This is a genomic window from Occallatibacter savannae, from assembly GCF_003131205.1.
GTDB lineage: Bacteria > Acidobacteriota > Terriglobia > Terriglobales > Acidobacteriaceae > Telmatobacter > Telmatobacter savannae.
The window spans coordinates 1-26,918 of sequence record NZ_QFFY01000010.1 but is presented as its reverse complement, the minus strand read 5'-3'; the positions used below and the strand labels follow the sequence as shown (position 1 = coordinate 26,918).

Below are 26,918 nucleotides of genomic sequence, written 5' to 3'. Positions count from 1 at the left end.
GTGACTCGAGTCACAGGGCGATATACGGAAGCGTGCGGGCACGGAGTACCGGGAGCGTTTCAGCGGGTGAATTCTACGCCGGCATCGTCATGGTCCGACTGCCCGGTACGCCGTTGATGCTTTGCTACGTACATAGCGGCATCGGCTGAGTTGAGAAGGCTGTCCTGAGTGTTGCCATCAACCGGGAACAAAGCCACGCCGAAGCTGGCTGCGCCCATGATGAGATTGCCCTCGATCTGAAAAGGGTTGGAGAAGCAGCCTTCGAGACGGTCGACGACCGAGCGGATGTCCTGGTGGGAAGCTGCGTCTCCAATGAGGACGGCGAATTCGTCTCCGCCGAGGCGCGCCATAACATCGCTGGGGCGAAGCTGATGCTTCATGCGCCGAGTGGCCTGCTGCAGGTAACGGTCGCCGATGTGATGGCCGTAGTGATCATTGATCAACTTAAAGCCATCGAGATCGATGTAGATCAGGCCGAATTTAGACTTTGCGGATTTAGAAGTCTCGATCATTGCGGAGAGGCGCTCTTCGAGAGAAAACCGATTGTGAAGTTCAGTGAGCAAATCGAACTGAGAACGATGCTGGAGATCGGAGTAGAGCCTGCGATTCTCAATAGCAAGGGCGATAAGGCCAGCAGCCGCTGATAGCGCATCGTTCTCAGCTTTGCGCGGTTTCGTTCTGGCGTGAAGCGCAGCGCTGATGGTGCCGAGATGCAGGCCTGACCGCGACAAAATCTGGTGCTGAACCAGTCTCAGGTTTGCGGAATGCGCGGGACGGGTTCCGCATTGGCGATCATCGGCGAGCTCGCACCAGCAGGCTGCGCCGTTGAGGCGGAAAGAAACGATCTCTGTTGCCTCTTCAACCATGTCAAGCAGGCTTGTGGAGCCGTTGAGATGTTCTAGGATGCGGCTCCGCATCTGCTCGACGTGTGCCTGACGCGCGATCTGGGACCGTCCACGCCTTTCGGCGCGCCATGCAAAGCTTCCAATGACAAGAAGGCCGGCAAGCAGAGCGCCGACCGCATAGGTGAGATTTCTCACGTTCAGAGGAGAGGGCCCTGCGGTTACGGTGAGATCCTCCGCGGATCGAATCAAGATGTCGAACGCGATGGGCTCCTGGCTCTGTTCAGCTTTGGAGACTCTGCAGACACCAACGATGCGCACAGCCGATCCCGGGGGGATTTCAAACATCGGTTTTGGTGCGACGAGATGCTGCGGATGCTGGAGGATCGCCTTGAAGAGGTGCCCGCCGGCCACGAACAAATACTCGTCCTGAGCGGGTTCGCGAACCGCAGTAAGCAGCTTGGCGTCGATGGACACGAGGTCAAGAGCGTGGTCGCCGCGAGCCAGGACGTCCGCATTGGAGGGAACGGGGGCAACTAGGGACGGCGAGTTGGTATCGTCGATCGCGCCTCCGGTCAGGACCAGAGATCCGTTCTGCACGTCGGGGAAGCCGGTGACTGTGGCCAAGTCTCCGATTCTGGCGCGCTGTTCGAATTGAGTCGTGACGAGAAGGCTTTTATCGCCGCTCTGGAGAACGAGTGTGGAACCGGGCTGGTAGTAGGTTATGGTTCCCGAAACCTTGACTCGACGCGTGTTGTTCTGCACGTCGAATCCGCTGAGGATCTGATTCATGGGCGTGATGGGCAGATCCTTGGGAGCGAGAGGTGCGCGACGGATGACTTTCAAGTCCAGGGCGGATGGAACTTCGATGAGAACGCCGGTCATCTGCATCTTCCGATCGAAGCGGCCGGCGACGGCGCCAGTGATCTGGACCTCAGCATCGAGCAGGGATTTGAGGTCTATCGGTCCGGTTTCGGGCATCTGAGCGTCTACGGTTCCGCCCAGCATCTGCAGTTGCAAATAAATGGTGGAGATGCCGACGTCGCTGACGACATTTGCGCTGCGAACATATCCTCGAACTGTTGCGCGCTGGCAATCGAGTTCGGCACGGATGAGTTGCCGGAAGTCGGCGTTGACAGAGGCAGGAGGTGCGCCGTGCCCCTTGAGGAGAATCCTGTCCGCTTTGATCTCGGGACGAAAGCTGGCGCGCGTTGTGCCGATGACCTGGATACGGTCTCCAGGAACGAGTGTCTGATCGGGAGTAGTCTCGACGTAAATGGCTGAGCTGCCATCCTGGACGAAGAGGTCCACGTTGCCGCGCACGTAATAAGTGACTACAGCGGGAAACGAAACGGGAAGGAATTGGGCAGCCCGTTCATTGCCTAGCGAGTGGATAGCGCTCAGGGTTGTGAGCGGGGCGTTCTCGGCTCTTGCCGCAAGTGTTGCAACGAGCAGCACTGCTGAGAGAATCCGGCCGAAGATGCAGTGAAGCTTCATCATTGTTGCCGATCGCCGCTCATGCACTGCCGGGAAGCCTTGGGAAGCATTCACGACTACGATGGGATCGGAAAGTCGTGTTCCGGCCCTGCACCAATCGCTGAGACGCCAGGTGGATATTTGAGCAAGTTTAATGCTGAAGTGAACGTTTTTCGCTCCCACAAAGGAGGCAAGCACAGCACTTTGGATTTCAGAAAAGTACCGGTTCGTGCCCGATTCCCTTTTTGGATCGTACCGGCGAGCCAGGTCTGTGATTCTGGTGTGTTTCGAAGCGAGATGTGCAACAAAAAACCCACCTGCAAGGGTGGGCTTTTTGCTTGCGGGTCGAATCGTTTCAACACTCGCCTCAACCCACGCTGTATCCAACATAGGCCTGCGCTTTGAGCAATACATCCCTCATCGGTAACCGAAAACGGGCCTGGGGCAAAACCAAAGTACATTTCATGGCAAAACAAGCTGGATATATAGCTGCTGCTTATGGCTCGTTGATTGCAGGCTAGACGGCCAACCCTCTGTCATCAGCGATGCGAAGCGTGATAGCGTAAGAGGACCGAAATGAGTAGTTTCCCCGCATGCAGGACGCTATCTTTGTTGTGCCTTGGGCCGCTCTCAGGCGACAGTCTTCGACAGAAGATCGCGGCAATTCTGTTTTGGTCGACCTCAGTGACTGTGTTCGGAGTTGCACAGAAGGCGCATCAGGAACCCGCGGTCGTGCAACCCGGAGCTCCTGGAGCGGCGACGAAGAACCTTCCGGCGCACACGCATGCGAAACTTCCGCCGATCTCGAAGGCTGACGTTGAATTCATGCAGGGCATGATCATGCATCACTCCCAGGCGGTGGAGATGACCGCACTAATTGCAACGCATTCTGAGAACAGTCATGTGCGTGCGATTGGAGCGAAGATCAGCAGCTCACAGGCGGACGAGATTCGGATGATGGAGAGATGGCTGGCAGCGCGCGGGCAGTCGACATTGATGGAGATGCCCGGAATGCCCGGCATGGACATGCAAGGAAACTCGATGGGGCTGATGCCCGGAATGCTGTCACCTGAGCAGATGGAGGCGCTCCGAAAAGCTCGAGGCGCCGAGTTCGATCGACTTTTCTTGTCGGGGATGATTCAGCATCACGGCGGAGCGCTGGTGATGGTGAAAGTCCTGTTTAGCAGTGCCGGTGCGGGACAGGACGCGGAGATATTCGACTTCGCGACGGACGTGGATAACTCGCAGCGGGCAGAGATCAGAATCATGCAAAAAATGCTGGAGGAGCTTCCTTGAATCGGATGAAAAGCGCAGTACTTCCCTTTGCAGTGATGGTCACGGCTTCCTGTTTCGCCACTCTAATTCATTCTCAGCAACAACCGACACAGCCGAATGGGCAGGCGCCAGCCACGGAGGGAGCTGCGGCGGCACAACCCTCGAAGGCGGCCCAAACAGACCCGTTTGCACCGCACCCGGCTCCGCCATTGCCGGCGGGTATGACGGGCTCGGATACGAACGACGCTCGTGCGAAGCTGAAGCCAGGGCTGTATGACGCAGGTGAAGTTGCGAAAGGAATGAGGCATCTTGCCTTTCTAAAGAAGCCCGATGCATTTCAAATGCAGGTGACTTCGCCAGACGATCCGAGCGTTGCAAAGTCGCTTTCGCAGCTTGGGATCAGCCCCATGCAGCTGAAGATGATGCCGAAGTCTCTGCAACCAGTCATCGCGCAGCTCGCGTTCGCGAACTCAGATTTTGCGTTCCAGGGGGACCACCTTTTCCAGGGCAACTTCTATGGCGTAAACATCTACGACATCAGCAATCCAGCGAAGACTTCTTTGCTGACATCGATGGTGTGTCCCGGAGGACAGGGCGACGTGTCGGTGCATGGGAACTTAATGTTCATGTCGGTGGAGATGCCGAACGGGCGAATCGATTGTGGCACTCAGGGATTTCCGCCGGCAGCAGCACCCACTGAGGGGTCTCCCAAGCCGATGGGGATGGCGCCTCCCCCGCAAAAGGAGCGCTTCAGAGGGGTGAGGATTTTTGACATATCCGACATCAAGAGCCCGAAGCAGGTTGCCGCAGTGCAGACGTGCCGCGGATCGCACACGCACACACTGGTCGTCGACCCCAACGACAAGGAGAACGTGTACGTATACGTTTCGGGAACGTCGTTTGTGCGGCAATCAGAGGAACTGGAAGGATGTTCTGGAGAAGCACCCGAGAAGAATCCAGATACGGCGTTGTTCCGCATCGATGTGATCAAGGTGCCGGTTGCGCACCCGGAGCAGGCGTCGATTGTTTCCCACCCGCGGGTGTTTATCGATCCGCGCTCGGGCGTGATCAATGGCCTGAATAACGGCGGCAGTCACGATAAGGGCGAGGAGAAGGCTAAAGACACGGATCAATGCCACGACATTACGGTGTATTCTGCGATCGGTTTGGCGGCCGGCGCGTGCTCCGGAAATGGCCTGTTGCTCGACATCAAGGACCCAGTGAACCCGAAGCGCGTGGATGCCGTAAACGATCCGAATTACTCTTACTGGCACTCGGCAACGTTTTCGAATGACGGGTCGAAGGTGGTGTTCACTGACGAGTGGGGCGGCGGCCTGGGAGCGCGGTGCAGAGCGAACGATCCCAACAAATGGGGTGCTGATGCGATCTTCAATCTCAAGGACAACAAGCTGAGCTTCGCGAACTATTACAAGCTTCCGGCGGCGCAAGGCGATACGGAAAACTGTGTTGCGCACAATGGGTCGCTGATTCCGGTACCTGGTCGGGACATCGAAGTGCAGGCGTGGTATCAAGGCGGTGTGTCGGTGATGGACTTCACCGACGCGGCGCATCCAACTGAGATTGCCTACTTCGATCGCGGACCGATAGATCCAAAGATGCTAGTTCTCGGAGGAGACTGGTCGGCCTACTGGTACAACGGCGCGATCTATGGATCCGAGATTGCGCGCGGGTTGGATGTGTTTGAGCTAACACCGACGGAGTCGCTGACGCAAAATGAGATCGACGCGGCGAAGACCGTGCAGGTGAAAGAACTTAATGTGCAGAATCAGCAGAAGCTTGAGTGGCCGGCGAAATTGGTCGTTGCGAAGGCGTATACCGACCAACTGGAGAGATCGCGGGCTCTGCCGGGAAAGCAGATTGCCTCGTTGCGAAAGGGGATTCGCGATGCGGAGAAATCGCACTTGAAGGACAAACAGGTGGCCAAGCTACAGGCAATGACGGGCGGACTGGAGACGGCCGCATCTTCAGCCAAGACGCAAGCAGACGCGAAACGGCTTCAGGCATTGGCAGAGATTCTCAGGCATCCGGTCTCCTAGGAACTCACTAGGCAGGCTGGTGGATCTTGGCGGCTGTTTCACCCAACCGTCACATTGCGGCAACGGAACTACTTGATGTTGAGCGGGTCAGATAACTCCTGACCCGCTTTTTGCGTCTTTACTGGATGTGGCTGAAGTGTAGCTTTCAGCGCGTTCAGGCCTTGCCCGCGAGTGACGAGATCGGCGTTCAAGCTCTGTCCGAGTCTACTCACACCAGGCGCAAACTCCGTGCTAGTCGCCGAGTGTAGGTACATCCGGTTCCATCCGTGAAGGGCTTCTTGCGTAACTGAATAGGCTCGAAGCGAGACAACTCGCGACTTCCGCGACAACGTGCAGGTGCGTACAACAGGAGTCTAGACGGGGAAGGACAGTGCCGGATGACCGACGGTTGTGATTGCAGATGAACTCCCTAGTCGAACCCGCTCATCGCGCCGCTTCGAAGCTGTGGAGTTATCGCCAGACCTGCCGCGAGTCACGGAAGCTACTAACTCGCGTTTTGCTCATCGATAAGCTCACGCCAGCGTGCGATGACTCGTTTGCGCCGGCGGAGAGATATGGAAACAAATTTGAAAAAAGAACGAGGACAGTGTAGTCCTTACACCCCTTCAAACAGCCTGTCTTGAAGAAGGATGGGCTGAAGCCTGGGCGACCGTGAACGGTACCTATATGACATTTCGTAGTAAAAATGCCGGAAACAAAGAAGATAGACGCCCCGGCGGGTCCGCAGCCAGCGAGCCATTCGCTCCGGTCCGAGGTCGAACGGATGCACGGCGGCTGCAGGGCATGAATGGCCATCCAGATGCTTATGACAAGGGTGAGATATACGGCTCATAGAAAGTAGCCGAAGAACTTACATCGCAAGCCCATGCGCAAGCCGTCGAGACTCTTCCACAAGGACTCCTGAGGGGCATGGAAATAGAAAAGCGAGGGTATCGCGAATGCAAGGGAATAATGTACAAGGCAATAATGCTCTAAATATATTGGAAAGCGACATTCCGGCTGCAACTTTGACTGCGAATGTTGAGACTATCTCGAACGTCAGTGTGCTGCGGGAGACGTTTCCGGCTTCTACGTGGAGACGGCCCTCGCCCCTTCTTTCTTCCGCAGTCAAGCGTTCCTTTTCTCTGCGGTATGCGGTGCTGAAACGGACAATCGATATTGTGCTCTCCAGCTTGCTTATCATTCTGCTCTTTCCGGTCATGCTGGCTGTAGCTCTAGCGGTCGCACTGACTTCGAAAGGCCCCGTCTTCTTCACGCAAGAGAGGCTTGGGCGGTTTGGAGTTCCCTTCCGCATCATTAAATTCCGGTCGATGTATTCGCGGCAGCACAAGAACAACGTGCAGGCCATCAATGAGACTCATCGCGAGATGCACCAGCGTAACGAGCAAGCCTATCCGCTGAACAAGGACGTGCCAGATCCCCGTATCACTCCGGTGGGCCGGATTATTCGGAAGCTGAGCTTGGACGAACTTCCTCAGCTTTTCAATGTCCTGCGCGGAGAGATGTCATTGGTTGGCCCGCGGCCGATCGTGGAGGCCGAGGTGGCACTCTATGGACAGGAGTTTGCGTATTACGATCTGTTCAAGCCCGGTATCACCGGTCTGTGGCAGGTGTCGGGTCGTAGCGATATCGGGTATGAGCGCCGCATCGGATTCGATCGGGACTATGCAACGAACTGGAGCTGCGGGCTCGATTTCGAGATCCTGACTCGCACGATCCCCGCGGTCATCACGATGAGGGGCGCTTACTAACTAGGGCAACGCGCGAAATTACAAGGAAGATGCGGCCGTGCCGGGGCGAGAAGATCTGAACCCCTGTGCGGCCGTTTCTTCAATTTACGAACAAGGTGAGACGGTCTGAAAACTCAAAACGGCTCTCGTACATCTAACCCGGGAGACACACAGGGGGAGAGCTGCACCACCGAAAGACACGAAAAGATGAGCAAGGTTACGAGTAAGTGTTTGTGGACGAGCGAGGCCCACTCGGTTGCCGAGATTCGACAAAAACCCCAGAGACGCACCCAGAATCGTTCGCGCCGGGATCTTGCCCGGGTGATTTCGCTGGCTCTGGCGCTGGCAATGATCCTGACTCATTCGTGTGCCCGAGTTGCTGCACAGACGGAGCAATCACCCTTGTCTCCCAGCATCTCGCAGCAGAACACTAGCTCGTCGAACTGCGCAAATGGCGACCTCGCGGCATGCGAGTTGAGTGTCCCAACAATGCCAGGACAGGGGTCCGATTCAGGTGGAGCGGGCTTCAGCAGTGGTGGGTACCCAAGTATCACTCCTGGAACTCCGACATCCCCGATGAGCGTGTACCGGGATGATGCTGAGGGCCTCAACCGCGCTTCACAGCAGCGGCAAAGCGCGCCTTCGCCGATCAAGCAGCAGCCACTCACGGAGTTTCAGATGCTCGTCGCTGCTTCTGTGGGCCGGATCGTTCCCATGTACGGGCAAGACCTTTTCACGAATGTGCCGGACACCTTTGCGCCAGTCCAGCGATTGCCTGTGACTCCGGACTATGTCATCGGACCGGGTGACGAGCTGTTGATTCGAACCTGGGGCCAGGTTACGCAAAACCTGCACCTTACTGTAGATCGGTCGGGTTCGGTTTACGTTCCTCAGGTCGGGGAGATTCGAGTAGCGGGCCTGCCATTTCGGCAGCTGCAAGGATTCCTCAAAGCGCGTTTCGATCGTGTGTACCGGAACTATGACTTGAACGTGAATCTTGGGCAGCTCAGGTCTATTCAAGTCTTTGTCACCGGGCAAGCGAGGCGCCCAGGCAGCTACACCATCAGTTCGCTGAGCACGCTTGTGAATGCTGTTTTCGCGTGCGGAGGACCGGGCCCGCACGGCTCGTTGAGGCACATCCAGTTGAAACGAAATGGAGAACTGGTCGCAGATTTTGATCTCTACGATCTGCTGCTGAGGGGCGACAAGTCCAAGGATGTTCCGCTCGGTACGGGGGACGTGTTGTACTTTCAGCCAATTGGGGCGCAAGTAGCAGTGCTGGGCAGTGTCCACGTTCCTGCAATTTATGAATTGCGTGGGCATGAAACAGTCGCCGAGGCTCTAGCTCTCGCGGGCGGCGCGTCATCCGTGGCAAGCACCTCGTCGTTGGAGATCGAGCGAACGAATCGTGGAGTAGATGGAAGCAGTGCCCGCGTTGCAGTCGACGTGGCCATGAATGAGCAGTCGCTCGCGGCTCCTTTGCGGGATGCAGACATCGTCAGGGTGCGTGCCGCTTCTCCGCGGTTCGACAAGACCGTGACGCTAAGAGGCAATGTGGCAACGCCGGGGCGCTTCGGCTGGCGAGAGGGAATGCACGTCAGCGATCTGATTCCTAATAAGGAGTCGTTACTGACGCCAGACTATTGGCTGCGGCGGGCGCAGCTCGGACTGCCGGTAGCGGATTTCCAGCCAATGTTGCCGCCGGTGCGTTCAGGAGATAAGGAGAGCGCCTCCAACCCAGGTCAGTCCACCAGCAAACCTGCCATGCCGGCCGACGCGCAGACAGTCAACAGTGGGCTCTTTCCGGGGTTGAGTCTCGGAGTGCCGGCGGACAATGGGCAGGCGCAACCGAACGCAACGCAATTTCAATCGATAGCGGCGTCAGGCGAAGACGAGGCGCAACTGAACAAAGAGTCTCAGGCCGGGAGGCAGTCTGCTGCAGGAGGCCCGCAGCAGGAGGTGCTGGGATCTGGGCCACGTCTGGTGACAACGCCGCATTTTCCGATTCAAACGCAGGTGGTGAGGACGTCTCCTGATATTGACTGGAGCTATGCGGTGGTTGAGCGTCTGGACAAACAGACGATGACCACAAAGTTGCTGCCGTTCGATCTGGGTGCGCTGGTCGTCAAACATGACAGTGGCGCTGATGTCGAACTCGAGCCGGGCGACGTGATTACGATTTTCTCGGATGCGGATATCCGGGTGCCGCGGGCTCAACAGACAAAGTACGTCCGGTTGGAAGGAGAATTTGTTCATTCAGGCGTGTATAGCGTAAAACCGGGTGAGACGCTGAAAGAACTGGTGATACGGGCGGGCGGATTCACGGATCAGGCCTACTTGTATGGCTCGCAATTCAGCAGGGAAAGTACCAGGAGAGAGCAGCAGCAAAGGCTGGACGAGTATGTATCTTCGCTGTCTTACCAAATCGAGATTGCAGCATCAAACAAAGCAACCTCGGTGGTCAGTCCAACCGAGGCAGCGACGGTCGGAGCTTCGGTCGCGAGCCAGAGGGAACTTGTTAACCGATTAAAGCAGGTCCGGGCTACGGGGCGGATTGTGCTGCGCATCGAGCCATTTAGCTCGAATGTAAGTTCGCTTCCGGATCTGCCGTTGGAGGATGGAGACCGTTTCATCGTGCCGCCGGTTCCATCAACTGTAGGCATTGTGGGTGCCGTTTATGATCCGAATTCGTTTCTGTACATTCCGCACCGGAGAGCAGGCGACTACCTGCAAACGGCGGGAGGGCCGAACAGGAACGCCGATCGGCGACAGATATTTATCATTCGCGCGGATGGCTCAGTGGTGAGCCGGCAATACACGAACCGCTCTCTGTGGTCCGACGATCGATTCAGCAGAGAAGTTATCTACCCGGGGGACACAATCGTCATTCCAGAACAACTGAACAAGACGACGGTTTTACGCGGGCTGACCGACTGGTCGGCTGTATTTTCACAGTTTGCCCTTGGGGCTGCTGCGGTGAATGTCATTCGCTAGTCAAAGAGAGTGACTGAACCCAACGGAGTACATGAATCATGGTGAGCATGCGAAGCGAGGGAACGATCAAGGATTTGCCTGAGGACATTCTGGTGCCGCCTATCTCTGGCGTCCAGCAGGAGGACCTTACGTTTCTGGATTTCCTGCTCATTATTACGAGGCGCAAGAAGTTAGTCGGGCTGGTTACGGCGATTTGCGCCGGAATTGCACTAATCCTTGCGTTCGCTCTTCCGCAGGAGTACACCGCCACCGTGATCATCTTGCCGCCACAGGGGAATTCATCGATGAGCTCCATGTTGGCCAGCCAACTCTCTGGCATGAATGGAGCGGTAAGTGGAATGGCGAGCAGCATGCTGGGCATGAAGAACATCAACGATATGTATGTCTCGATGCTGAAGAGTCAGTCAGTTGAAGACGCGGTAGTTCGTCGGTACAGCTTGCAATCGGAGTTCCGCAAGAAGTACCTGGTAGACGCACGCAAAGCTTTGGAGAACCATACCAAGATTGACGGATCGACGAAGGACGGATTGATCCGTCTGAGCTTCACGGATAAGGATCCGAATCGGTCCGCAGAAATTGCCAACGGGTACGTCGAGCAATTCAAGAGCCTGTCCCAGCATCTTGCGATTACAGAGGCATCGCAGCGGCGGGTTGTGTTTGAAAACCAGTTGGAGAAGACGAAGATCGATCTGGAGAACGCAGACGAGGCGTTGAAGAAGACACAGCTCCAGACGGGCATGGTCCAAGTGGATGGGCAGGCGCGCGCCATGATTGACTCTGCAGCGCGTCTGCGAGCGCAGATCGTAGCCAAGGAAGTTCAGATCCAGGCGATGCGCTCGTATGCTGGAGATGAGAATCCCGCGCTAACCCAAGCGCAAACAGAGCTGGACGGATTGCGCGCTCAATTCAACCGATTAGTGGGATCCAAGGGCGGGTCATCGGACGACGTTTTCCTACCGAAGGGTGCGGTCCCGGAGGCAGGGCTTGAATATGTGCGCAGACTCCGGGACGTGAAGTATTACGAAGCGATCTTCGAGATTCTGGCCAAGCAGCTGGAACTTGCGAAGCTCGACGAAGCACGCGAAGGAGCATTCATTCAGGTTGTGGATCCGGCAGTGACTCCGGAAAAGAAGTCATTCCCCAAGCGGGGACTCTTGATCGCTGGGGGCCTTGCCATGGGCTTCACGCTCGGACTCATGCTGGCATTACTGCAGGGCGGGTTAGTTCGGATGCGCCAGAACCCAGCAACGAAGGACAAGCTGGACTTGCTTAAGATGTCCCTCTGGAGCGGCAGCACGGGACGGACCAGGGCGAAAGTCAGACCGCAAAAGGTCGGAGAGGTACAAGAAGGAGAAGTACATCCGCTTCGCCATGTGCGTCCGGAAGCAACTGGATCTCGTTTTTAGCATTCGCAAACTTTGATGTTGCTGTTTTCAGGCAGTCCTACACTTTTATAGATTTGGCCGAGACCGATGCTGATCGACACAACTACGTCTCCACAGCCTTCGACAGGTGTGTGGATGACGGTTAAGAACTTCCTCCGTTACAAGCTCCCGCACGCGATCGGGCTGGACCGAGCTATTGCGTTTACGGTGCTCGGCCGAGTCATACAAGGGCTTGGGAGTGTAGGAAGCGTGCTGTTGATCGTGCATTTCCTGACGGCAGCCGAACAGGGATACTACTATGCGTTGTGGAGCCTTGTAGCTCTGCAAAGTGTCTTCGAACTGGGGTTCTCATTTGTGATTCTGCAGGTGGCGGCGCACGAGAGGGCGCACCTGGAATTTCACGAAGGTGGAAGCATCACGGGCAGCGAAGCGGCGCATACGCGGCTCGCATCTCTTTTGCAACGGGCAGTCAAATGGTACACAAGCGCAGCTGTCGTTATGGGTGTCGTGCTGCTTGTCGGCGGCATGCGGTTCTTCTCGCTGCATCAGCAGCCACAGGCGCCGAACATCTGGATTGTTCCGTTGAGGGTCACGGTGCTGGCGTGCGCCATCACGTTCTCCATCGGACCGGTGTTGTCGTTTCTTGAGGGCTGCGGGCAGGTGACGCACGTTGCGCGGATGCGCTTTTTTCAATCCTTGGTGAGTGTAGCGGCCTCTTGGACTGCCATGCTGAGCCACCACGGGCTCTTCTCGCCGGCGATGGTCCTACTGGGCCAGGGTTTCGTGGCGAGCATTCTTCTCTATTCGCGAAGGCATCTTCTGCTTCCTCTGTTGCGCATGCATGTCTCTGGCGAAGGGATCAGCTGGAAGCGAGAGGTATGGCCGTTTCAGTGGAAGATTGCGGTGAGCTGGCTTTGCGATTACTTCATTTTTCAGCTGTTTACACCGGTGCTCTTCGCATTTCGCGGACCTGAGGAGGCCGGCCGCATGGGGCTCTCGATGAGCATTGTTACGCAGATGAGCGCGATGATGCTGGCCTGGATGACAACCAAGGCCGCGCCATTCGGAAGTTTGATCGCGAAGAAAGAGAGACCGGAACTAGACCGGATGTTTTTCAGGTCCTTACGCCAGTCGCTGCTGCTGTTCGCTGGTGCTGCAGCGATGGTGCTGGTCGGCGTGCTTGCGTCGCCTTACATCCTGCCAAAGATAAGCAGGCGCATTGAGAGCTGGCCCATATTCCTGCTACTGTTGCTCACAGCTCTCGGGAGCCATGTTGTGCAGAGCGAGGCTATTTACCTCCGCGCGCACAAGATGGAGCCGTTCCTTGTTCAATCGATTGTGATCGCGACATGCACGGCAGCAAGCGTCGTAGTGCTGGCAAAGACATCAGGCGCGATGGGAGTTTCGCTAGCGTACTTTCTAGTGCTGGGTGTAGCCGGCGTCATCTCGGCGACTACGATCTTCAGAACAAAGCGCAACCAGTGGTCGCAGGCGGAGGCTTGAGCATGCATTCGAACGGAACCTGCGAGCCCGCAATCTCTATAGCGATGTGCACTTTCAACGGCGGTCGTTACTTGACCGAGCAACTGGAGAGCATAGCATCACAGTCACGGCTTCCCTCTGAACTGATTGTCTGCGATGACGGATCTACCGATGACACAATCGCACTGCTGAACAGGTTCAAGGCAAATGCGCCATTCTCGGTGACCATCGTCAAGAACGCGGCGCGCATGGGATCAACGCGCAACTTCGATCAGGCGATCGGAATGGCACAGGGCGAGTTCATCGCCCTTTGTGATCAGGATGATCGGTGGCTGCCACATAAGCTCGATCGACTCTCGAGGTGCCTTGTCGATAATGCGTTTCTCGGAGGCGTGTTTTCAGATGCGGAACTGATCGACGGAGACGGGAGAAGAGTAGGCAAAACAGTTTTCGGACAGCACAGGTTCACGCCGGCGAAGCAGCGCAGTTTTGTTAGCTGTCCCACCGCCACGCTCCTGAAGCATGATGTGATCACAGGTGCAACGCTCATGTTTCGCTCCAACATACGGCGCTATTGTTCGCCAATTCCCGCAACCTGGGTCCACGACGGTTGGCTTGCGTGGATGCTTGCTTTGCACTCGAGAGTCACCCTGATTGCGGAACCGCTGATTGAGTATCGGATTCACGCGGGACAGCAACTGGGCGTTGAAAGCTCACAGGCATCGCAACGCGGAAGCAGGGAGACGCGGCGGCAGTTCTACGCGAGGGTTGCGCGACAGTTTGAGGATCTACTCAGCCGGGTAACAGCGGAAGGATGGAGCCAGAACGATGCTCTAGTCGAAAACATCAGGCAAAAGATCGCCTTTCTAAAAAGCCAGGCGGCGTTGTCGACGCAGCCTGGAGCGAGAGCGATGCAGATGCTGGGCTTGCTGCCGAAGTATCTTCACTATGCACGCGGGCTCGCGTCCGTGCGGAAAGATCTGTTGCTGGGTCGTGAGATGCTATGAGCGACCCCCTGTTCAGCAGCAGCCACCCTGCGGAGGCAGCTATGGCTTCACCAGCACTATGGCCAGCGCTTACTGAGAGATTTGCGAAGCACAAAGTAGTGCATGGCGAACTCAAGCCGCTCAGGGAGATACCGCTCTTTTGTAATCCTCTTATCATCTTCCTTGGGAATTGGGTGCTGATGATGGCATCGCTCAGCGTCCAGGTCACGTATGTGACATATCCAAACATGGGCATGCCGCTTCTGCTGTTCGGCATTTCCCTTGGTTCGTTTCTATTTGGCTATATCGTGTCACGCATGTTGCTGCACAAATGGCCAACTCCGAGTCATGTGGCATCGTACTCGCTTGACACGACGCAACTGTGGCAGCTGAACCTGCTGCTCTGCGGCGCGGCGATGACGATCATTGTTTTCAACTGGATTCTTACGGGGCCCCCGCCGGCAGTAGGTGATCCGAGTTCCTATCTAACGTACGGGCGATTCAAGCAGGTGCTCTTTCCGGTGCTGGTGACAGTAACGGTGAACGCGACACTCGATCCGTCACGCTGGCGGAAAGCGCTTTTCATTCTGTTCGGCATCGCGGGGATGACCTTGTACATCACTCGTGGATTGCTGATGGTAGCCCTGCTGCAGATGTTCTTTGTCTTCGCCCTGAAGACAAGAATGAGCAAGCGAAAGCTCTATACGATCCTGATCTGCTTTGTGGCATTCACGGTTGTGGTGATCACGGTGATTGGCAATGCCCGTACCGCGCAAGGCGTATTCCTCGAATATCTGCAAATCAGGCATAAGTATTCTGATTGGCCGATGGCGTACCTCTGGTTGACGTCTTACGTGTCAATTCCCTTTTCGAATCTGTGCTGGTTGTTTGCGAAGAGCAATTTCCACGGCCCGACCTTGGCATTTCTTTATCCACTATTGCCTTCGTTTTTGACGCCTTCTGATCCCCACGCCTATATCCACGAGGATCTGAGCATTATCGATGGTGCAAGTACCTATCTCGCTGCGTACGCGCTGGATTTCTCCTACCTGGGAATTTATCTGGCGAATTTGCTGCTGGGTATTGGGTGCGGCTGGATGCGAGAAAGAGCGCTGCCGCGCGGGTTCCTGGTGGCGAGCATATTTCTCACGTGCCTTTCCTTCATTTTCTTCAGCGACATGTTTACTCCACTTTCGACAATCCTGCAGATCGCAATTCAGACCGCGGTGCAACGACGGTGCTTTCTCTGGGGGGCTGAACCTGTGACCGCGATGGTGCCCGAATGAGCGAGATAAGACCGGTATTTACGCCGGAGGCGAAACCGCTGAAGGTAATGGTGGTGATCGTACTGTACAAGATCAGGGCGGAGGACTCTCCGGCATTCCGTAGCGTCATTGCGGCTCGAGAGAGCTTTGGACGGAATGCTGGCGAAGTCCGGGTATTGCTTTGGGATAACAGCCCGGTATCCGGCGCAAGTGAGAATCTGCCTGAGGGCGTCGCGTATTTCGGAGATGAAAGTAACTCGGGGTTAGCCACGGCATATAACCGTGCGATGGAGTGGGCGGAACTTCATGGGGCCGAATGGCTATTAACTCTGGATCAGGACACTGCAGTTCCGCCGGACTTCTTTCACAAGATGGGGAACTCAGCGACAGCGGCGACACAGTACGCGGGCGTAGGCGCAATCGTACCCCAGATCGCCGCGTCCGGGCGGCGACTTTCGCCGAACTGGTTCCAGTTTGGTGCAGTTCCGCGCTGGTACCGGACGGGGTACGTTGGCGTTCCCGCGGAACCCGTGTTCGCTTTCAATTCAGGCGCAATGCTGCGGCTGGATGCTTTGAAGCAGGCCGGTGGCTACGATCCACGTTTCTGGCTCGACAACAGCGATGCAATGATCTTCAGCAAACTGCACGAGCATGGAAAGCGTGTCTATGTAGCCGGCGATATCCAGGTTGAGCACGAGTTCTCAATGAAGGACATGCAGCGCAGGATGAGTGCCGTTCGCTATGAGAACGCACTCTTCGCCGAAACTGCATTCTGGGATTTGCGAATGAACCGGATAGCAGGATGGGAGCGCACGCTTCGCCTCGTGCTTCGATTGTTCAAACACTGGGCGCGTGGTGATGCGGCAGAACTGCGAAGGATCACGTGGCACGAACTTATGCGGCGGCTATTCACACCGCGACGCACACGTGTCAAAGAGTGGGTCGAGGCGACTGAAGAACGCGCGAAGAGGGCGCAGCGGCCGATGTGGGATCCGCGCATCTCGGTGTGCATGGCGTCTTACAACGGCGGCCCGTATGTGGATGCGCAGCTGCAATCGATCTTGTCACAGCTCGGACCGAACGACGAGGTCGTTATTGTGGATGATGGATCGACAGACGATACAGTCCTGCGCATCGAGGAGATCGCAGACGCGCGGGTCAAGCTACTTCGGCATAGAGCAAATGCGGGAGTTCTGGCGACGTTTGAGGATGCGCTACGATGCGGGACGGGGGAAATTCTCTTCCTCGCTGACGACGATGATGTCTGGGCACCCACGAAGGTGCAGAGATTTATGGAGGTCTTCTCAGAGGCTGCCGGGGTAGGTATCGTATCGAGCCGTGTACGCATGATCGATGAGCATGACCGGCCTCTGGCCGACTCGCGTATCAATCGCAGCGGAAAGTTCAGATCCGGATTCTGGTGGAATCTCTTTATCAACCACTACCAGGGATCGGCCATGGCAGTTCGAGCATCCTTGCTGGGGCAAGTGCTGCCGTTCCCTGCGCAGCAATCTTTCTTGCACGATGCGTGGATTGGAACGCGCAACGACCTGCTCGGCGGAAAAGCCGTGTTCATCGAGCAGGATCTGCTTTTCTATCGGAGACATTCAAAGAACGCCAGTCGGACGAAGCCGCTGACGGAACAGATCAGGACGCGAGTGGAACTGCTGCTCGCGCACCTCAGCTACTGGTTCCTGTACCCGGCATCGGGTAGACGGGCGATGCAGTGGTAGAGATGATGTCCAAGGAGAGAGTTGAGGTCATCATTCCCACGTACAACGCGGCGCGTTATTGGAACGCGTTGTCGACGGGGATCAGAGCTCAGAGCCTGAAGCCGGAGCGCGTGATCGTAATCGACTCGTCCTCCAAAGACGGTACGGCTGAACTTGCGCGAGGAGATGGATTCGAAGTCCTGCAAATCGCAACAGAGGAATTTAATCACGGTGGAACCCGGCAGATGGGGGCAGAGTATGCTGCTGACGCGAACATCGTGATTTATCTAACACAGGATGTGGCGCCCTTTGGAGTGAATGCATTCGCGAACTTGGTCAGACCGTTTTCTGATCCTGAGATCGGAGCTGCATACGGGCGTCAACTGCCAAGAGAAAATGCGAGCCCAATCGAAGCGCATGGCAGGCATTTCAGCTACGGGGAAGAGCCGGTAGTGCGGTCGTGGGAGAGCCGGCGGGAGATGGGGTTTAAGTCGATCTTCTTTTCGGATGCGTTCGGCGCATACAGGCGTGGAGCGTTGATGAGTGTCGGCGGGTTTTCTACTGACGTGATCTTTGGCGAAGACACAGTCGTAGTTGCACGAATGCATCGCGCCGGATGGAAGACGGCATACGTCCCGGATGCGATGGTGAGACACTCGCACGATTACACCATCGCCGAGGAGTTCCGACGGTACTTCGATATTGGGGTTCTGCATTCCCGGGAGAGCTGGCTGAACGACCAGTTTGGCAGTGCTTCCGGTGAAGGACGGCGTTTCGTGTTGTCGGAGTTGAAGTATCTGCTTGGACACGGTCCCTTGCATATCCCTTCAGCCGCAGCGCGGACGATCGCGAAGTATCTCGGGTACAAGGTCGGGCGTCGGGAAAGTCGAATCGCCCCGCAACTGAAGCATCGACTGGGCATGAATCGGCAGTATTGGTTGCGCTGAATACAATTTTCGGATTGGATGTCCGGAGTTTAACTACTTCTCCGAGTACGGGACCGTGAAATAGAAAGTGGCACCTTTGTCTACGTCGCCTCGAGCCCAGATCTTACCTGCGTGACGTGTAATGATGCGGTATGCGGTGGCGAGGCCCACGCCAGTGCCGACAAACTCGCTCTGCGAGTGGAGCCGCTGGAACGGCCGGAAGAGACGGTCGGCGTAGCGGGGGTTGAAGCCTGCGCCGTTATCTCGCACAAAGAAGATCGTCTCGCCAGCTTCGTCACTGAATCCGAATTGGATCAGCGCTGAATCTGCTTTTGACGTGTATTTCCATGCATTCCCTATGAGGTTCTCCAAGACCACTTGCATGAGCCCTTCGTCAGCGAAGACGTGTGCGCCGCGAGCGACTTCGAATCGAACATCCCGGCCGTCCTTCTCTGCCTCGAGGCGAGAGGCGATCGTTTCTACGATATGACTGAGGTCTATAGGTCGACGGTGAAGCGGATGGCTGCTTGCCCGGGAGAGATTGAGGAGGTCGTCGATCAAGCCGGACATGCGTTTTGAGCCTTCAAGGAGGCGGTCGACGAGCATGCGACCCTCGTCATTGAGGCCCTGAGACACGGAATGCTGAAGCAGAAAGCCGATGTTGTTGATGTGCTGGAGGGGCCCGCGGAGATCGTGAGCGACGGAGTAGGAGAAGGCTTCGAGTTCTTTGTTGGTGGCCGAGAGCTCCGCAGTGCGTTCTTCGACCCTCTGCTCGAGTTCGGCTCGCGATGCTTCCAGGGCGCGGTCACGGGTCTGAATTTCACCGAGCATCTCGTTGAATGATTCGACCAAGAACGAGAGCTCATCACTGGAAGGCGGGATTTTAGCGCGAACAGAATAGTCGCGCTCGCGGGTCACGATCTGCGCAGTTCGAGCGAGATCCGTCAGGGGGTCGCTGACTAGATGCCGGATCGTAGCAGTGGAAAGAAGAGCAATCGCGAAGCAGACGAGCAGGATGCCGGCGGATATGAGGCCGAAGCGCTCGATGCTGCGTGCGACACCGCTGGTTTCCGCAAGGATGTAAACAGAACCCACCCATCCGCCCTGGAAGCGAATTCGTGATCCGAGCAGGATATCGCGGCCCTTTGTCCAGAAGTGCTCGGTTTCGCTGAGAGTGAGATGTTCATTCAGCTGAAGATGCGAGGCGGGGTCGCGCATGTAACGTGCAAATTCGGTGCCGTCGGGACGGACGATGACGGCGGCCCGTATCTGAGGAGAGTTCCGCAGTGCCGACAAGGTATTCTCAGCAGCCTGCCTGTCATCGAACTCAAGGGCACTCACAGAATTGGCGCCGACGATATTCGCCTCGGCAGACATTGACATCATCAGCTGCTGGCGGAGGTTATAGAGGTCGTAGATCAAAAACGAAATGTAGGCGAGCAACAGGGAGACTCCGCCGACCAGCAGAGTCATGCGCATCAACTTCCCCGAGATCGACTGGCTCGTCCACATTCTGTTCATTGCGATGCTCCGAAGGACGGTTTGCCTATTACGGAGGCCGCAACGCGCAGCAATTCTGAACTTAGAACCAGGTGAGTGCGATTGACGGAATCCAGATTCACCCCGAATCGAACGTGGTTCGAGATGGAAACGAACTGAATCATGCCGCCGTGCTGGAGGAAGTCAGGTGCGTCGCTGACGGTGAGAATGTCTGCATTATCGAGGATTGCGAGGTCCTCGCGAATGTGGCTGCCTTCAGTGGCACTCATGAATACGATTGCGCAGTTCTTTGCGGCGGATATGTCGTCAAGGTGGGCTATATGAACTGGCAGACCGTTGATTTTCGTGTTATCGGCTAGAGATTTGAGAGAAGGCCCCATGAAATCGTGCCCGAGAGTACAAATGTCGAATGAAGAGCGAACGGCTGCGGGCTTTGACATTCGAACGAATTTGCCGAAATTAAACAGGTAAGCGGCCTTCACATCGTATTCACTGTGCTTTTGCGGGGCCGCGAGAGCAGGGGCCGGGAGCGAGAGAAGGAGGAGAGCGGCCACCAGGAGGCGGGCGCCGGGGTTGCGTCGACTGTGGTTAAGTCGCATTCGATCGACGGGCGATTCCGGACGCATGCTGACGGTTTCCAAGAGCTAATAGCTCCAGACCAGCTTTGCATACACGCCGCGTCTGATGGAAACCGTGGGGGGCGGATCGATTCCGAACTCGGCGTGGTGGGGCTGGAGGAGATTCTGGCCGGTGATCGACAGCGAGAAGCTCCTGGATGGATTCCAACCGAGTCTCGCGTCTGCCGTGGTGTAGGCTCGGACCTTTTGTGCAGGCAAAGAGTCGACATATCGGAAGGACTGATCGAACTCGAAGTGATGGGGCAGATCGATCTGCGACTGGATGAACGCCTGGTATGTGGGGCTGGAGCCGCGAAGGCTGGTGAGGGTCAGGGTACCGGTTGAGCCCGGCTCATTGTGAAGATCCACCTTGAGGTAGGACAATCCGGGTCTTATACGCCAGAAAGAGGCAGCCTGAAAGTCAGGTGCGATCTCAGCACCGTCAGTCGCTCCATGAATACCGTTGATGTACTGAACAGTGAAGAGGCGCGTGCCGGGCGGAAAAGGCGGAACATTAGGGGAGCCGACCTTCAAAGGGCCAAATGCGATGATGTTGCGGTAGGCGTTGTAGAAGCCGCTTGCGCTCAGGTAAAGGCGGGGATGAACGAGCGTGCGGAATCCACCTTCGTAGGCGATCAGGCGCTCGGAGACCAGGTTGTGATTGCCGGCGAGGCTCAGAAAGACCGGTCCGGCTGAGCGCACAAAGATGTCGTTGTGAATGTCTTCATTGACGCGATCAGGGATACGAACCGCGCGCGCGATGGATGCCCACGCAGAGAACTTGTCAGAGGGCGTGAAGAGGAGACGGGCGTTGGGCTGGTACTCGAAGCCGGTGTAGTTGTTATGTTCGAGCTTGGAGCCGGCAATCAGGGAGAATCTACCTGGAACCAGCTGGAGTTCCTCCTGAAGAAATCCGCTGTAGATGCTCTCTGTTCTGTCGGCCGGGTCGAATCCGTCGGTTGGGACAGTGTGTTTGGTGGTGCTGGGACTGATGCGGATGCCGGCACCCCAGGTGAACTGCTGATGCGGAGTGGCGGGGAGGCGGTGGAGGAAGTCCACATCGTAGGTGTCACGCTCTTCGCCAAAGTTGGAGCCGATGCGGTGATCGTGTGACCAGTAAGCCTGCAGGTAGATGTCGGACTTGTTGTCGAAGCGGCGGCGCCAACGTGTGCGGAGGTTTCCACCTGAGACGTTCGTGGACTGGTAGGAGATGAAAGTGGATGGGGGCTGGTAGGTTGAGAGGCTCTGGGCGTCTCCGAATTTGCCCCAGTACGCATCGCCCTGAAAGGTGAACTCGCTGGGGCCAGAGTTGTGGTCGAGGCGGAAGCCGGCCTGTCCGTCGCGGGACCAATCGTACTCGGGCTGGTTCTGGATGTGGTGTTCGGGGCCGCGGACGAAGCCAAATGCACCGGCGCGCCAAGTCCAGCCATCGCGTTCGGAGCCGTAGCGGAAGTCTTCTGTGTTTCGATCGACGTTGCCGCCTCCGGCGGAGATCAGAGAGCCTTTGGTGTCCTGCGAATGCTTCGTGATGATGTTGATGACGCCGTTGACGGCGTCGGCTCCCCAAATCGTGCCTCCGGGGCCGCGGATGACCTCGATGCGGTCGATGTCTTCGAGCATCACGTTGTTGATGGTCCAAAGGACGCCGCCGAAGAGGGGGGTGTAGACGCTGCGGCCATCGATGAGGACCAGAACGTAGCGGGAGAACTGGTCAGCGAGACCGCGAATGCCGACTGCCCAGTTGCGGGAGCCGTTGACGCGGAAGACGTTAACGCCGGGGACGAGGCGCAGGGCATCCGGGACGCTGGTGACGCCGGAACGGCGAATGTCGTCGGCAGTGAGGACGTAGATCGCTGCGGGCGTGTTCCAGACCTCGGTGGGTTCTTTGGACTGCGTGGTGACTTCGAGGTTGCCGAGCTGTTCGAGGGTGAGCGACTTGAGCTGCTGAGCCTGGTCAGAGGGCTGTGTCGCTGCCGAGAGAAGGCAGGGAGCCAAGACGAGAATCAGCACGGCTGTGCGAAACGTGGGCATCGACGGATGTGCAGGGTTGTCCTGGTTGTCAGGCAGGAGGGGATGAGTGGTTGGATGGCAAGTCGAGGTAAGTAGTTGCTCGATGAGAAAGCTATAAGTTGTCCGAAGGCGCGTGTGCTGATCTTGAAGCGGGCGGCGCGGCGGAGTGAAGATATTCGGCTATGGTTTCGAGCAGCCTGGCGGGCTCGCCTTTACGGATGAAGCCGGTGACGAAGGGCGCAATGTCGGTGGGAAGCGCCCAGAGATCGGAGAGGACGAGGATGGGAATGTGCGGGTAGATGGAGCGGATCTCCTGAGCGTACTCGGGAGATGTGCGGGTGGAGTTGAGCCGGTAGTCGAGGAGCGCAAGGCCGATGGGTTGATTCCTCGGGATTTCAGTACCAGTGAAGCGGACCAATAAAGGAAGGGCTTCGAATCCGGCTTGCTTCATCAGGAGTCCGTAGATCTCAAGATGCATGGGGTCATCGTCAACGATCAGAACTTTAGGATGACGCGAGAACATGTTTGTTTCTCCACTGAGGTGAGGCTACAGAACAAGCGAGGGTTTGAGATCGGCTAAAAGGAGCATCGGGGAAGATTCTCGACAGGAGGAGCGCGGAGAGTTGCGCATGTTCCTCTATCTAAAAGACGAATTTACACGGCGAAGGCTTCCCCATCGAGAATATCGATTCCGATAAAATGACAAAGATGAGTTTCCCGATCAAAACGTGCGTAGTTTGCGGAGAGGAATTCGAGTTGAAACCGGACAAGCCGGGGTTTGCGAACCGGTGTCCGGAGTGCAGCGCATCCGACGAAGAGCCTAAGAAAGAGAAGAAGAATCTGAGCGCCGAGGAGCGCAAGGCCGAGGCTGAGGCGAACGCGGAGAGAAGGAAGGCGATTCGCGACCTGCTTTACAAGAAAGATCGCTAGCCGCACGCGTCACGGTCAATAAATTGACCTCGATTCTCTGTTGGCACATTCGATCTAATTCGCGAACGAATCTGGGTCGAAGAGGAGCGGGAAGAATCGGCCTTCCATCTTGCGGCCTTTGGAAATTGCGGGAACGCCTTTGAGGAGCGGCTCGTCACTCGCCGAGCGAACGCCTTCGCGGAACGCATTGATGAGCTTGGCGCGTCGCGGTCGATCGGAGCGGTTCTCATAAGAGCCGTGGACGGTGAGCGGGTGGTGGAATGAGCACTGGCCTCGCTTAATTTCGATGGGCACGGGGCGGAATGCTTCTTTCTGCTCGTCATTCAGTACAGTCATGATCTCGTTCATGTCGCCGGCGAGGCCGGTGATGGGGAGCAGCTGCCAGGTGTGGCTGCCGGGGACGTAGTAGAGGCAGCCATTGTCGACGGTGCTGTCGTCAAGTGCGATCCAGCAGGTGAGGTGCTGCATGGGCTGGGTACGGGTCCAGTAGGAATAGTCCTGGTGCCAGGCGACCACGCCTCCGTGGTGCGCGGGCTTGCAGAAGAGCTGGTCGTGCCAGAAGCGAACGGCGCCGTCGAGGAGCTGCGAGGCGGCGACGAGGGAGGCCGGGGTCCAGAGGACATCGTGAAAAGCGGGGCCGGTACGCCAGGCGCCGAGAGCGTGAAAGAGAATCGTCTCGGGGTTGCTGGATTCGTTCGAGTGGTATTCGTGGAAGAGCTGGTGGGAGGGGTGGCCGGGGTCCATGAGTCCGGCGAGCTCTGCACGAAGCTTTTCGACCTGGTCGTCGTTGAGGATGGGAACTCCGGCGAGATAGCCGTCGCGGTGGAAAGACTGGATCTGCTCGTCGGTGAGGCGGTATTGGTGCCAGTCGGCTTTGGTGGCGGGAGGCTCGCCGAGTGCGCCGGTGGGCGTGTGGAGTTCGGAGTAGTCGCGAATGGCGGTAGTGGTCATGGCTGTCTTCCGAGAGGTGGGATGCGGTCTCGCGCGTACGGCGGATTTATACATGAGCGGCTGGTGGTTTGACAACCGAGTAGCTGCCGCACTCGCGGCGGGTTGGCGAGGCTTCGAGATGTGAGCTGGCCCACATCGCGAAGAGGTGTACCGCCCCCGCCCCCTCCCCCTATACCTTGCGAGGAAGTGCCTTGAATTCAATCACTTGCAGAACTGCGGCCGCTCTAAGTGTATCTAGTCACTGGAGTTACTCACAACCTGTTTCAAAACAAAGGACTTAGCGGCAGATCGCAGGGCGAAGGCTGGAGCGAAGGACGGTCGCCCCTGTTGACCTGGAGCGGCGAGTGTGTGGATAGGCTGCATAGATCAAGTATGACGAAATCAGCGTAATTGACTGCAAATCTGAGCAGGTCTTTTTGCGTTCTGGAATGAGGAAGTTGCGGAGGGTGAGAAGTGGAGAGGGATTGACCGGTGTGAGCGGAAACCTCGGTGGGAGTGGTGGGGTGTTGGTCAACACCCGGCTTTCACTCATGGGGGCGAGAATTCCGCTGCCAACACGGGCACTCTTCAACTCCAGTCAAATCGCTGCCAGCCGAAGAGATCGACAAAAAATTGGCTTCAGTGTCCATATGGGCGACGATACGCCCATTGGTCATCTTTATAGTGCTTACCGGGTGCAGTAACGTCAACTTCGTCGCTCGGTGTGATGATCCATTGCGAGTACATGCCGTGTCGAAGCTTGCGAGGAGTGATAGATGCGCGTGCAGTGTTTCTTGCGGTTGCTCTTCGGAATCCTGCTCGCGATTGTTGCGTCACCTGTTGCCGCTCAATTCGAGCTTAGTCCCACGTTGTCGAAGGAGACCTTCCTGGCCGGAGAGCCGGTCTTCCTGAATCTGACAGTGAAGAACGTCAGCAATCAGCAGCTACGGCTAGATACCGCCAACCCTTTTACGATGTGCAGTGGATACAGCTTTGCGCTTCAGGGAGCAAGAGACAGGTACGCAATGGGCTGTGCAGGCGGCGCCGGTAGTTGCCTCAGCGGCTTCTTAGATATTCTTCCTGGGAAGAGCTTCACAGACCGAGTTCTACTGAATGCGCGCTATGACGTCAGGCAGCCAGGGCACTACTTGCTCATGGTGAGCTATCGGGCGTCGTATGCACCTGGGAGTGGCAAGCTCCCAGTTGCCGCACTGTTAGGCCACCAAGTTTTTCAAAAGCAGATCGAGATCGTCCTTGCGCCTTCGACGCCCGAGCAATTGAAGCCGATTTTTGCTCCGTACCTGCAAGATCTGAATTCACCCAACTTGCGAAAGCAGATGGAAGCAGCTGACGTCATCTCATACCTTGCTCCGGCTTTCATGGAATCCACCTTTTTGCGCATGCTGCGTACGCCGGGCAAAGAGGCTATTGGCGTAGAAGCAGCTCGCAATCTGGGCACGCCCTCTGCTCACCGTGCCTTAGCGGAGTTTGTGAAGGAACCTCCCGTGACCAATTTCCCCGGACTCCATCAGAAGGCAATCCGATACCTTGGTGAAATTGGAGATACCGGCGATGTACCGGTGCTGCTCGACGCCACACACAGAGCACGCGACACCGAGACCCGGAGAGTGGCCATGGAAGCCTTGGCCACGGCTGGCCGTGCCGTCGCTATTCCCGTGCTAGAGAACGAACTGCGCGACCCCTCGAAGGACACGCGCGACCTTGCAGAAGACGCTCTACCATTCACAGGCTCGCGATCTGCTGTACCTGTTCTGATCCAATTGATGCAGTCACCTGACGAGCGCCTTCGCACATTCGCCGAATTTGGACTGGAAGAACTCACGCATTTACGTGGAGCGAAGCTGGATGGCGTCCACTCGCTTCCCACTGATGCATACAGTAAATGGAGCCGATGGTGGGTGAAGGACGGCCAGACCGCAACCATTTTCAAAGAGGACCAATGCGGTGAGATTAAGCTGATCCCGTCTTCCTGATGTTCCGCTCATCAGAGTCGTCCTCGCGGGCTTGCGAAAGCCAAAACTGCTCACTCGGGTCGAATAACCGGCGATGAAGTTGAGAGCAAATAGTTGCCAGTTGCTCCATCGCCGACCACTCGCTCAGGAGGCAGCGGTTAGAGCGGCGGTATAGGCGCTCAATAACGGCTACACTAGTGCAGCGATGGTGGAAGAGTTCTGGAAGAAGTTACGGGGGGTTGACCGCTGGCCACAGACAGAGGCTGAAGTGACTGCCGTATCCAGGTTCGAAGGCCGTCGCAATCGGAAGATCGCCGTAGTGCGATTCCGCTACAAAGATCAGGCTGGGTCCACCTATGGCGGACACGTGAGGGTCAATGACAGCAGCTCGCTCTATCACATATCCACCGGAGACAAGACGACCGTAAGGTACAGGCCAAATCATCCTGACCGATACTGGTCTGAAGAGCGCGGAGTTCCTGTTGAGACATCTCTTCTACTGATCTGGGCAGTGGCTTTCGCAGCTATGCTTGCGTACGTTCTCACTGCGTTTCGCAGATGAGCTTGAGCCAATTCACCGAACTCTAGACCTAACGAAAGTTGGATCAGGCTCCGGGGTTGGCGACTATTTGCTCACAACCATCAATTTGTGCTGGTACAGCCGCAGAAGTCTCACATCTGACGAACAATGATCCGGGAACTCCCAAATAACCGGCCATGCGGAACTCGAGAGCAAGAACTTGCTCGTTTCGCGTTGGCCAGCAAAAAACAACTGCGGATCCTTCGACTCACCACCCCCTCGCTGATGAAAACGCGTGGGGCCCCGTG

The 26,918-nt window shown here is 56.8% G+C and carries 19 protein-coding genes; 13 read left to right on the top strand and 6 right to left on the bottom strand.

The genetic code is table 11. The features are described from left to right. Positions 1 to 59: 59 nt before the first annotated feature. On the bottom strand, positions 60 to 2,342 hold the full coding sequence (locus tag DHV10_RS25870; protein WP_162601909.1) for a GGDEF domain-containing protein: 2,283 nt from the start codon (positions 2,340 to 2,342) through the stop codon (positions 60 to 62). A gap of 552 nt (positions 2,343 to 2,894) precedes the next feature. Between DHV10_RS25870 and DHV10_RS25865 the strand changes: the two genes are divergently transcribed. The 10 genes from DHV10_RS25865 to DHV10_RS25825 all read left to right on the top strand — a co-directional run bounded on the left by DHV10_RS25865 (position 2,895) and on the right by DHV10_RS25825 (position 18,151). Further along, the gene (locus DHV10_RS25865; RefSeq protein WP_109489324.1) at positions 2,895 to 3,614 is read left to right on the top strand and encodes a DUF305 domain-containing protein; all 720 of its coding nucleotides are present in this window, start codon (positions 2,895 to 2,897) and stop codon (positions 3,612 to 3,614) included. 5 nt (positions 3,615 to 3,619) lie between these two features. Then, on the top strand, positions 3,620 to 5,650 hold the full coding sequence (locus DHV10_RS25860) for an LVIVD repeat-containing protein (RefSeq protein WP_204101538.1): 2,031 nt from the start codon (positions 3,620 to 3,622) through the stop codon (positions 5,648 to 5,650). A gap of 1,007 nt (positions 5,651 to 6,657) precedes the next feature. Further along, a complete protein-coding gene (locus DHV10_RS25855) occupies positions 6,658 to 7,401 on the top strand; it encodes a sugar transferase (RefSeq protein WP_204101537.1) in 744 nt (247 codons plus the stop codon). Positions 7,402 to 7,956: 555 nt separating this feature from the next. Continuing rightward, complete coding sequence (locus DHV10_RS25850) at positions 7,957 to 10,374, top strand: SLBB domain-containing protein (protein ID WP_162601908.1); 2,418 nt, start codon at positions 7,957 to 7,959, stop codon at positions 10,372 to 10,374. A gap of 38 nt (positions 10,375 to 10,412) precedes the next feature. Beyond that, a complete protein-coding gene (locus DHV10_RS25845; protein ID WP_239462056.1) occupies positions 10,413 to 11,780 on the top strand; it encodes a GumC family protein in 1,368 nt (455 codons plus the stop codon). 66 nt (positions 11,781 to 11,846) lie between these two features. Beyond that, on the top strand, positions 11,847 to 13,262 hold the full coding sequence (locus tag DHV10_RS27425; protein WP_162601907.1) for a polysaccharide biosynthesis protein: 1,416 nt from the start codon (positions 11,847 to 11,849) through the stop codon (positions 13,260 to 13,262). Between the two features lie 2 nt (positions 13,263 to 13,264). Continuing rightward, positions 13,265 to 14,248, top strand: a complete 984-nt coding sequence (locus DHV10_RS25840; RefSeq protein WP_162601906.1) for a glycosyltransferase family 2 protein — start codon at positions 13,265 to 13,267, stop codon at positions 14,246 to 14,248. Further along, on the top strand, positions 14,245 to 15,513 hold the full coding sequence (locus DHV10_RS25835; protein WP_109489321.1) for an O-antigen polymerase: 1,269 nt from the start codon (positions 14,245 to 14,247) through the stop codon (positions 15,511 to 15,513). The genes DHV10_RS25840 and DHV10_RS25835 overlap by 4 nt, the downstream gene beginning before the upstream one ends. Beyond that, positions 15,510 to 17,225 (top strand): glycosyltransferase, encoded by a 1,716-nt coding sequence (locus tag DHV10_RS25830; RefSeq protein ID WP_109489320.1) that lies wholly within the window; start codon positions 15,510 to 15,512, stop codon positions 17,223 to 17,225. The genes DHV10_RS25835 and DHV10_RS25830 overlap by 4 nt, the downstream gene beginning before the upstream one ends. Before the next feature lie 5 nt (positions 17,226 to 17,230). Further along, positions 17,231 to 18,151 carry a glycosyltransferase family 2 protein gene (locus tag DHV10_RS25825; RefSeq protein WP_109489416.1) on the top strand — a complete coding sequence of 307 codons (921 nt, stop codon included), beginning with the start codon at positions 17,231 to 17,233 and terminating at the stop codon, positions 18,149 to 18,151. 33 nt (positions 18,152 to 18,184) lie between these two features. Here the strand turns inward: DHV10_RS25825 and DHV10_RS25820 are convergent, their stop codons facing one another. From DHV10_RS25820 to DHV10_RS25805, 4 genes are all read right to left on the bottom strand, one after another. Then, the gene (locus DHV10_RS25820; protein ID WP_109489319.1) at positions 18,185 to 19,651 is read right to left on the bottom strand and encodes a sensor histidine kinase; all 1,467 of its coding nucleotides are present in this window, start codon (positions 19,649 to 19,651) and stop codon (positions 18,185 to 18,187) included. Beyond that, on the bottom strand, positions 19,648 to 20,256 hold the full coding sequence (locus DHV10_RS25815; RefSeq protein ID WP_204101536.1) for a YfiR family protein: 609 nt from the start codon (positions 20,254 to 20,256) through the stop codon (positions 19,648 to 19,650). The genes DHV10_RS25820 and DHV10_RS25815 overlap by 4 nt, the downstream gene beginning before the upstream one ends. 18 nt (positions 20,257 to 20,274) lie before the next feature. Next, a complete protein-coding gene (locus DHV10_RS25810; RefSeq protein ID WP_109489317.1) occupies positions 20,275 to 22,278 on the bottom strand; it encodes a TonB-dependent receptor plug domain-containing protein in 2,004 nt (667 codons plus the stop codon). 91 nt (positions 22,279 to 22,369) lie between these two features. Then, positions 22,370 to 22,780 (bottom strand): DNA-binding transcriptional response regulator, encoded by a 411-nt coding sequence (locus DHV10_RS25805; protein WP_109489316.1) that lies wholly within the window; start codon positions 22,778 to 22,780, stop codon positions 22,370 to 22,372. A 233-nt stretch (positions 22,781 to 23,013) separates the two neighbouring features. Here DHV10_RS25805 and DHV10_RS25800 point away from each other — a divergent pair, with 233 nt between their 5' ends. Next, on the top strand, positions 23,014 to 23,187 hold the full coding sequence (locus DHV10_RS25800; protein WP_239462055.1) for a hypothetical protein: 174 nt from the start codon (positions 23,014 to 23,016) through the stop codon (positions 23,185 to 23,187). Positions 23,188 to 23,241: 54 nt separating this feature from the next. Here the strand turns inward: DHV10_RS25800 and DHV10_RS25795 are convergent, their stop codons facing one another. Then, positions 23,242 to 24,138, bottom strand: coding sequence for a phytanoyl-CoA dioxygenase family protein (locus DHV10_RS25795; protein WP_109489315.1), 897 nt, complete (start codon positions 24,136 to 24,138; stop codon positions 23,242 to 23,244). A gap of 755 nt (positions 24,139 to 24,893) precedes the next feature. On the opposite strand from DHV10_RS25795, the gene DHV10_RS25790 reads away from it, so the two are divergent. Both DHV10_RS25790 and DHV10_RS25785 read left to right on the top strand, forming a co-directional pair. Then, entirely contained in the window at positions 24,894 to 26,111 is a 1,218-nt protein-coding gene (locus tag DHV10_RS25790; protein ID WP_109489314.1) for a HEAT repeat domain-containing protein, read from the top strand. A gap of 247 nt (positions 26,112 to 26,358) precedes the next feature. After that, on the top strand, positions 26,359 to 26,652 hold the full coding sequence (locus tag DHV10_RS25785) for a DUF3592 domain-containing protein (RefSeq protein ID WP_239462054.1): 294 nt from the start codon (positions 26,359 to 26,361) through the stop codon (positions 26,650 to 26,652). Positions 26,653 to 26,918 lie beyond the last annotated feature (266 nt).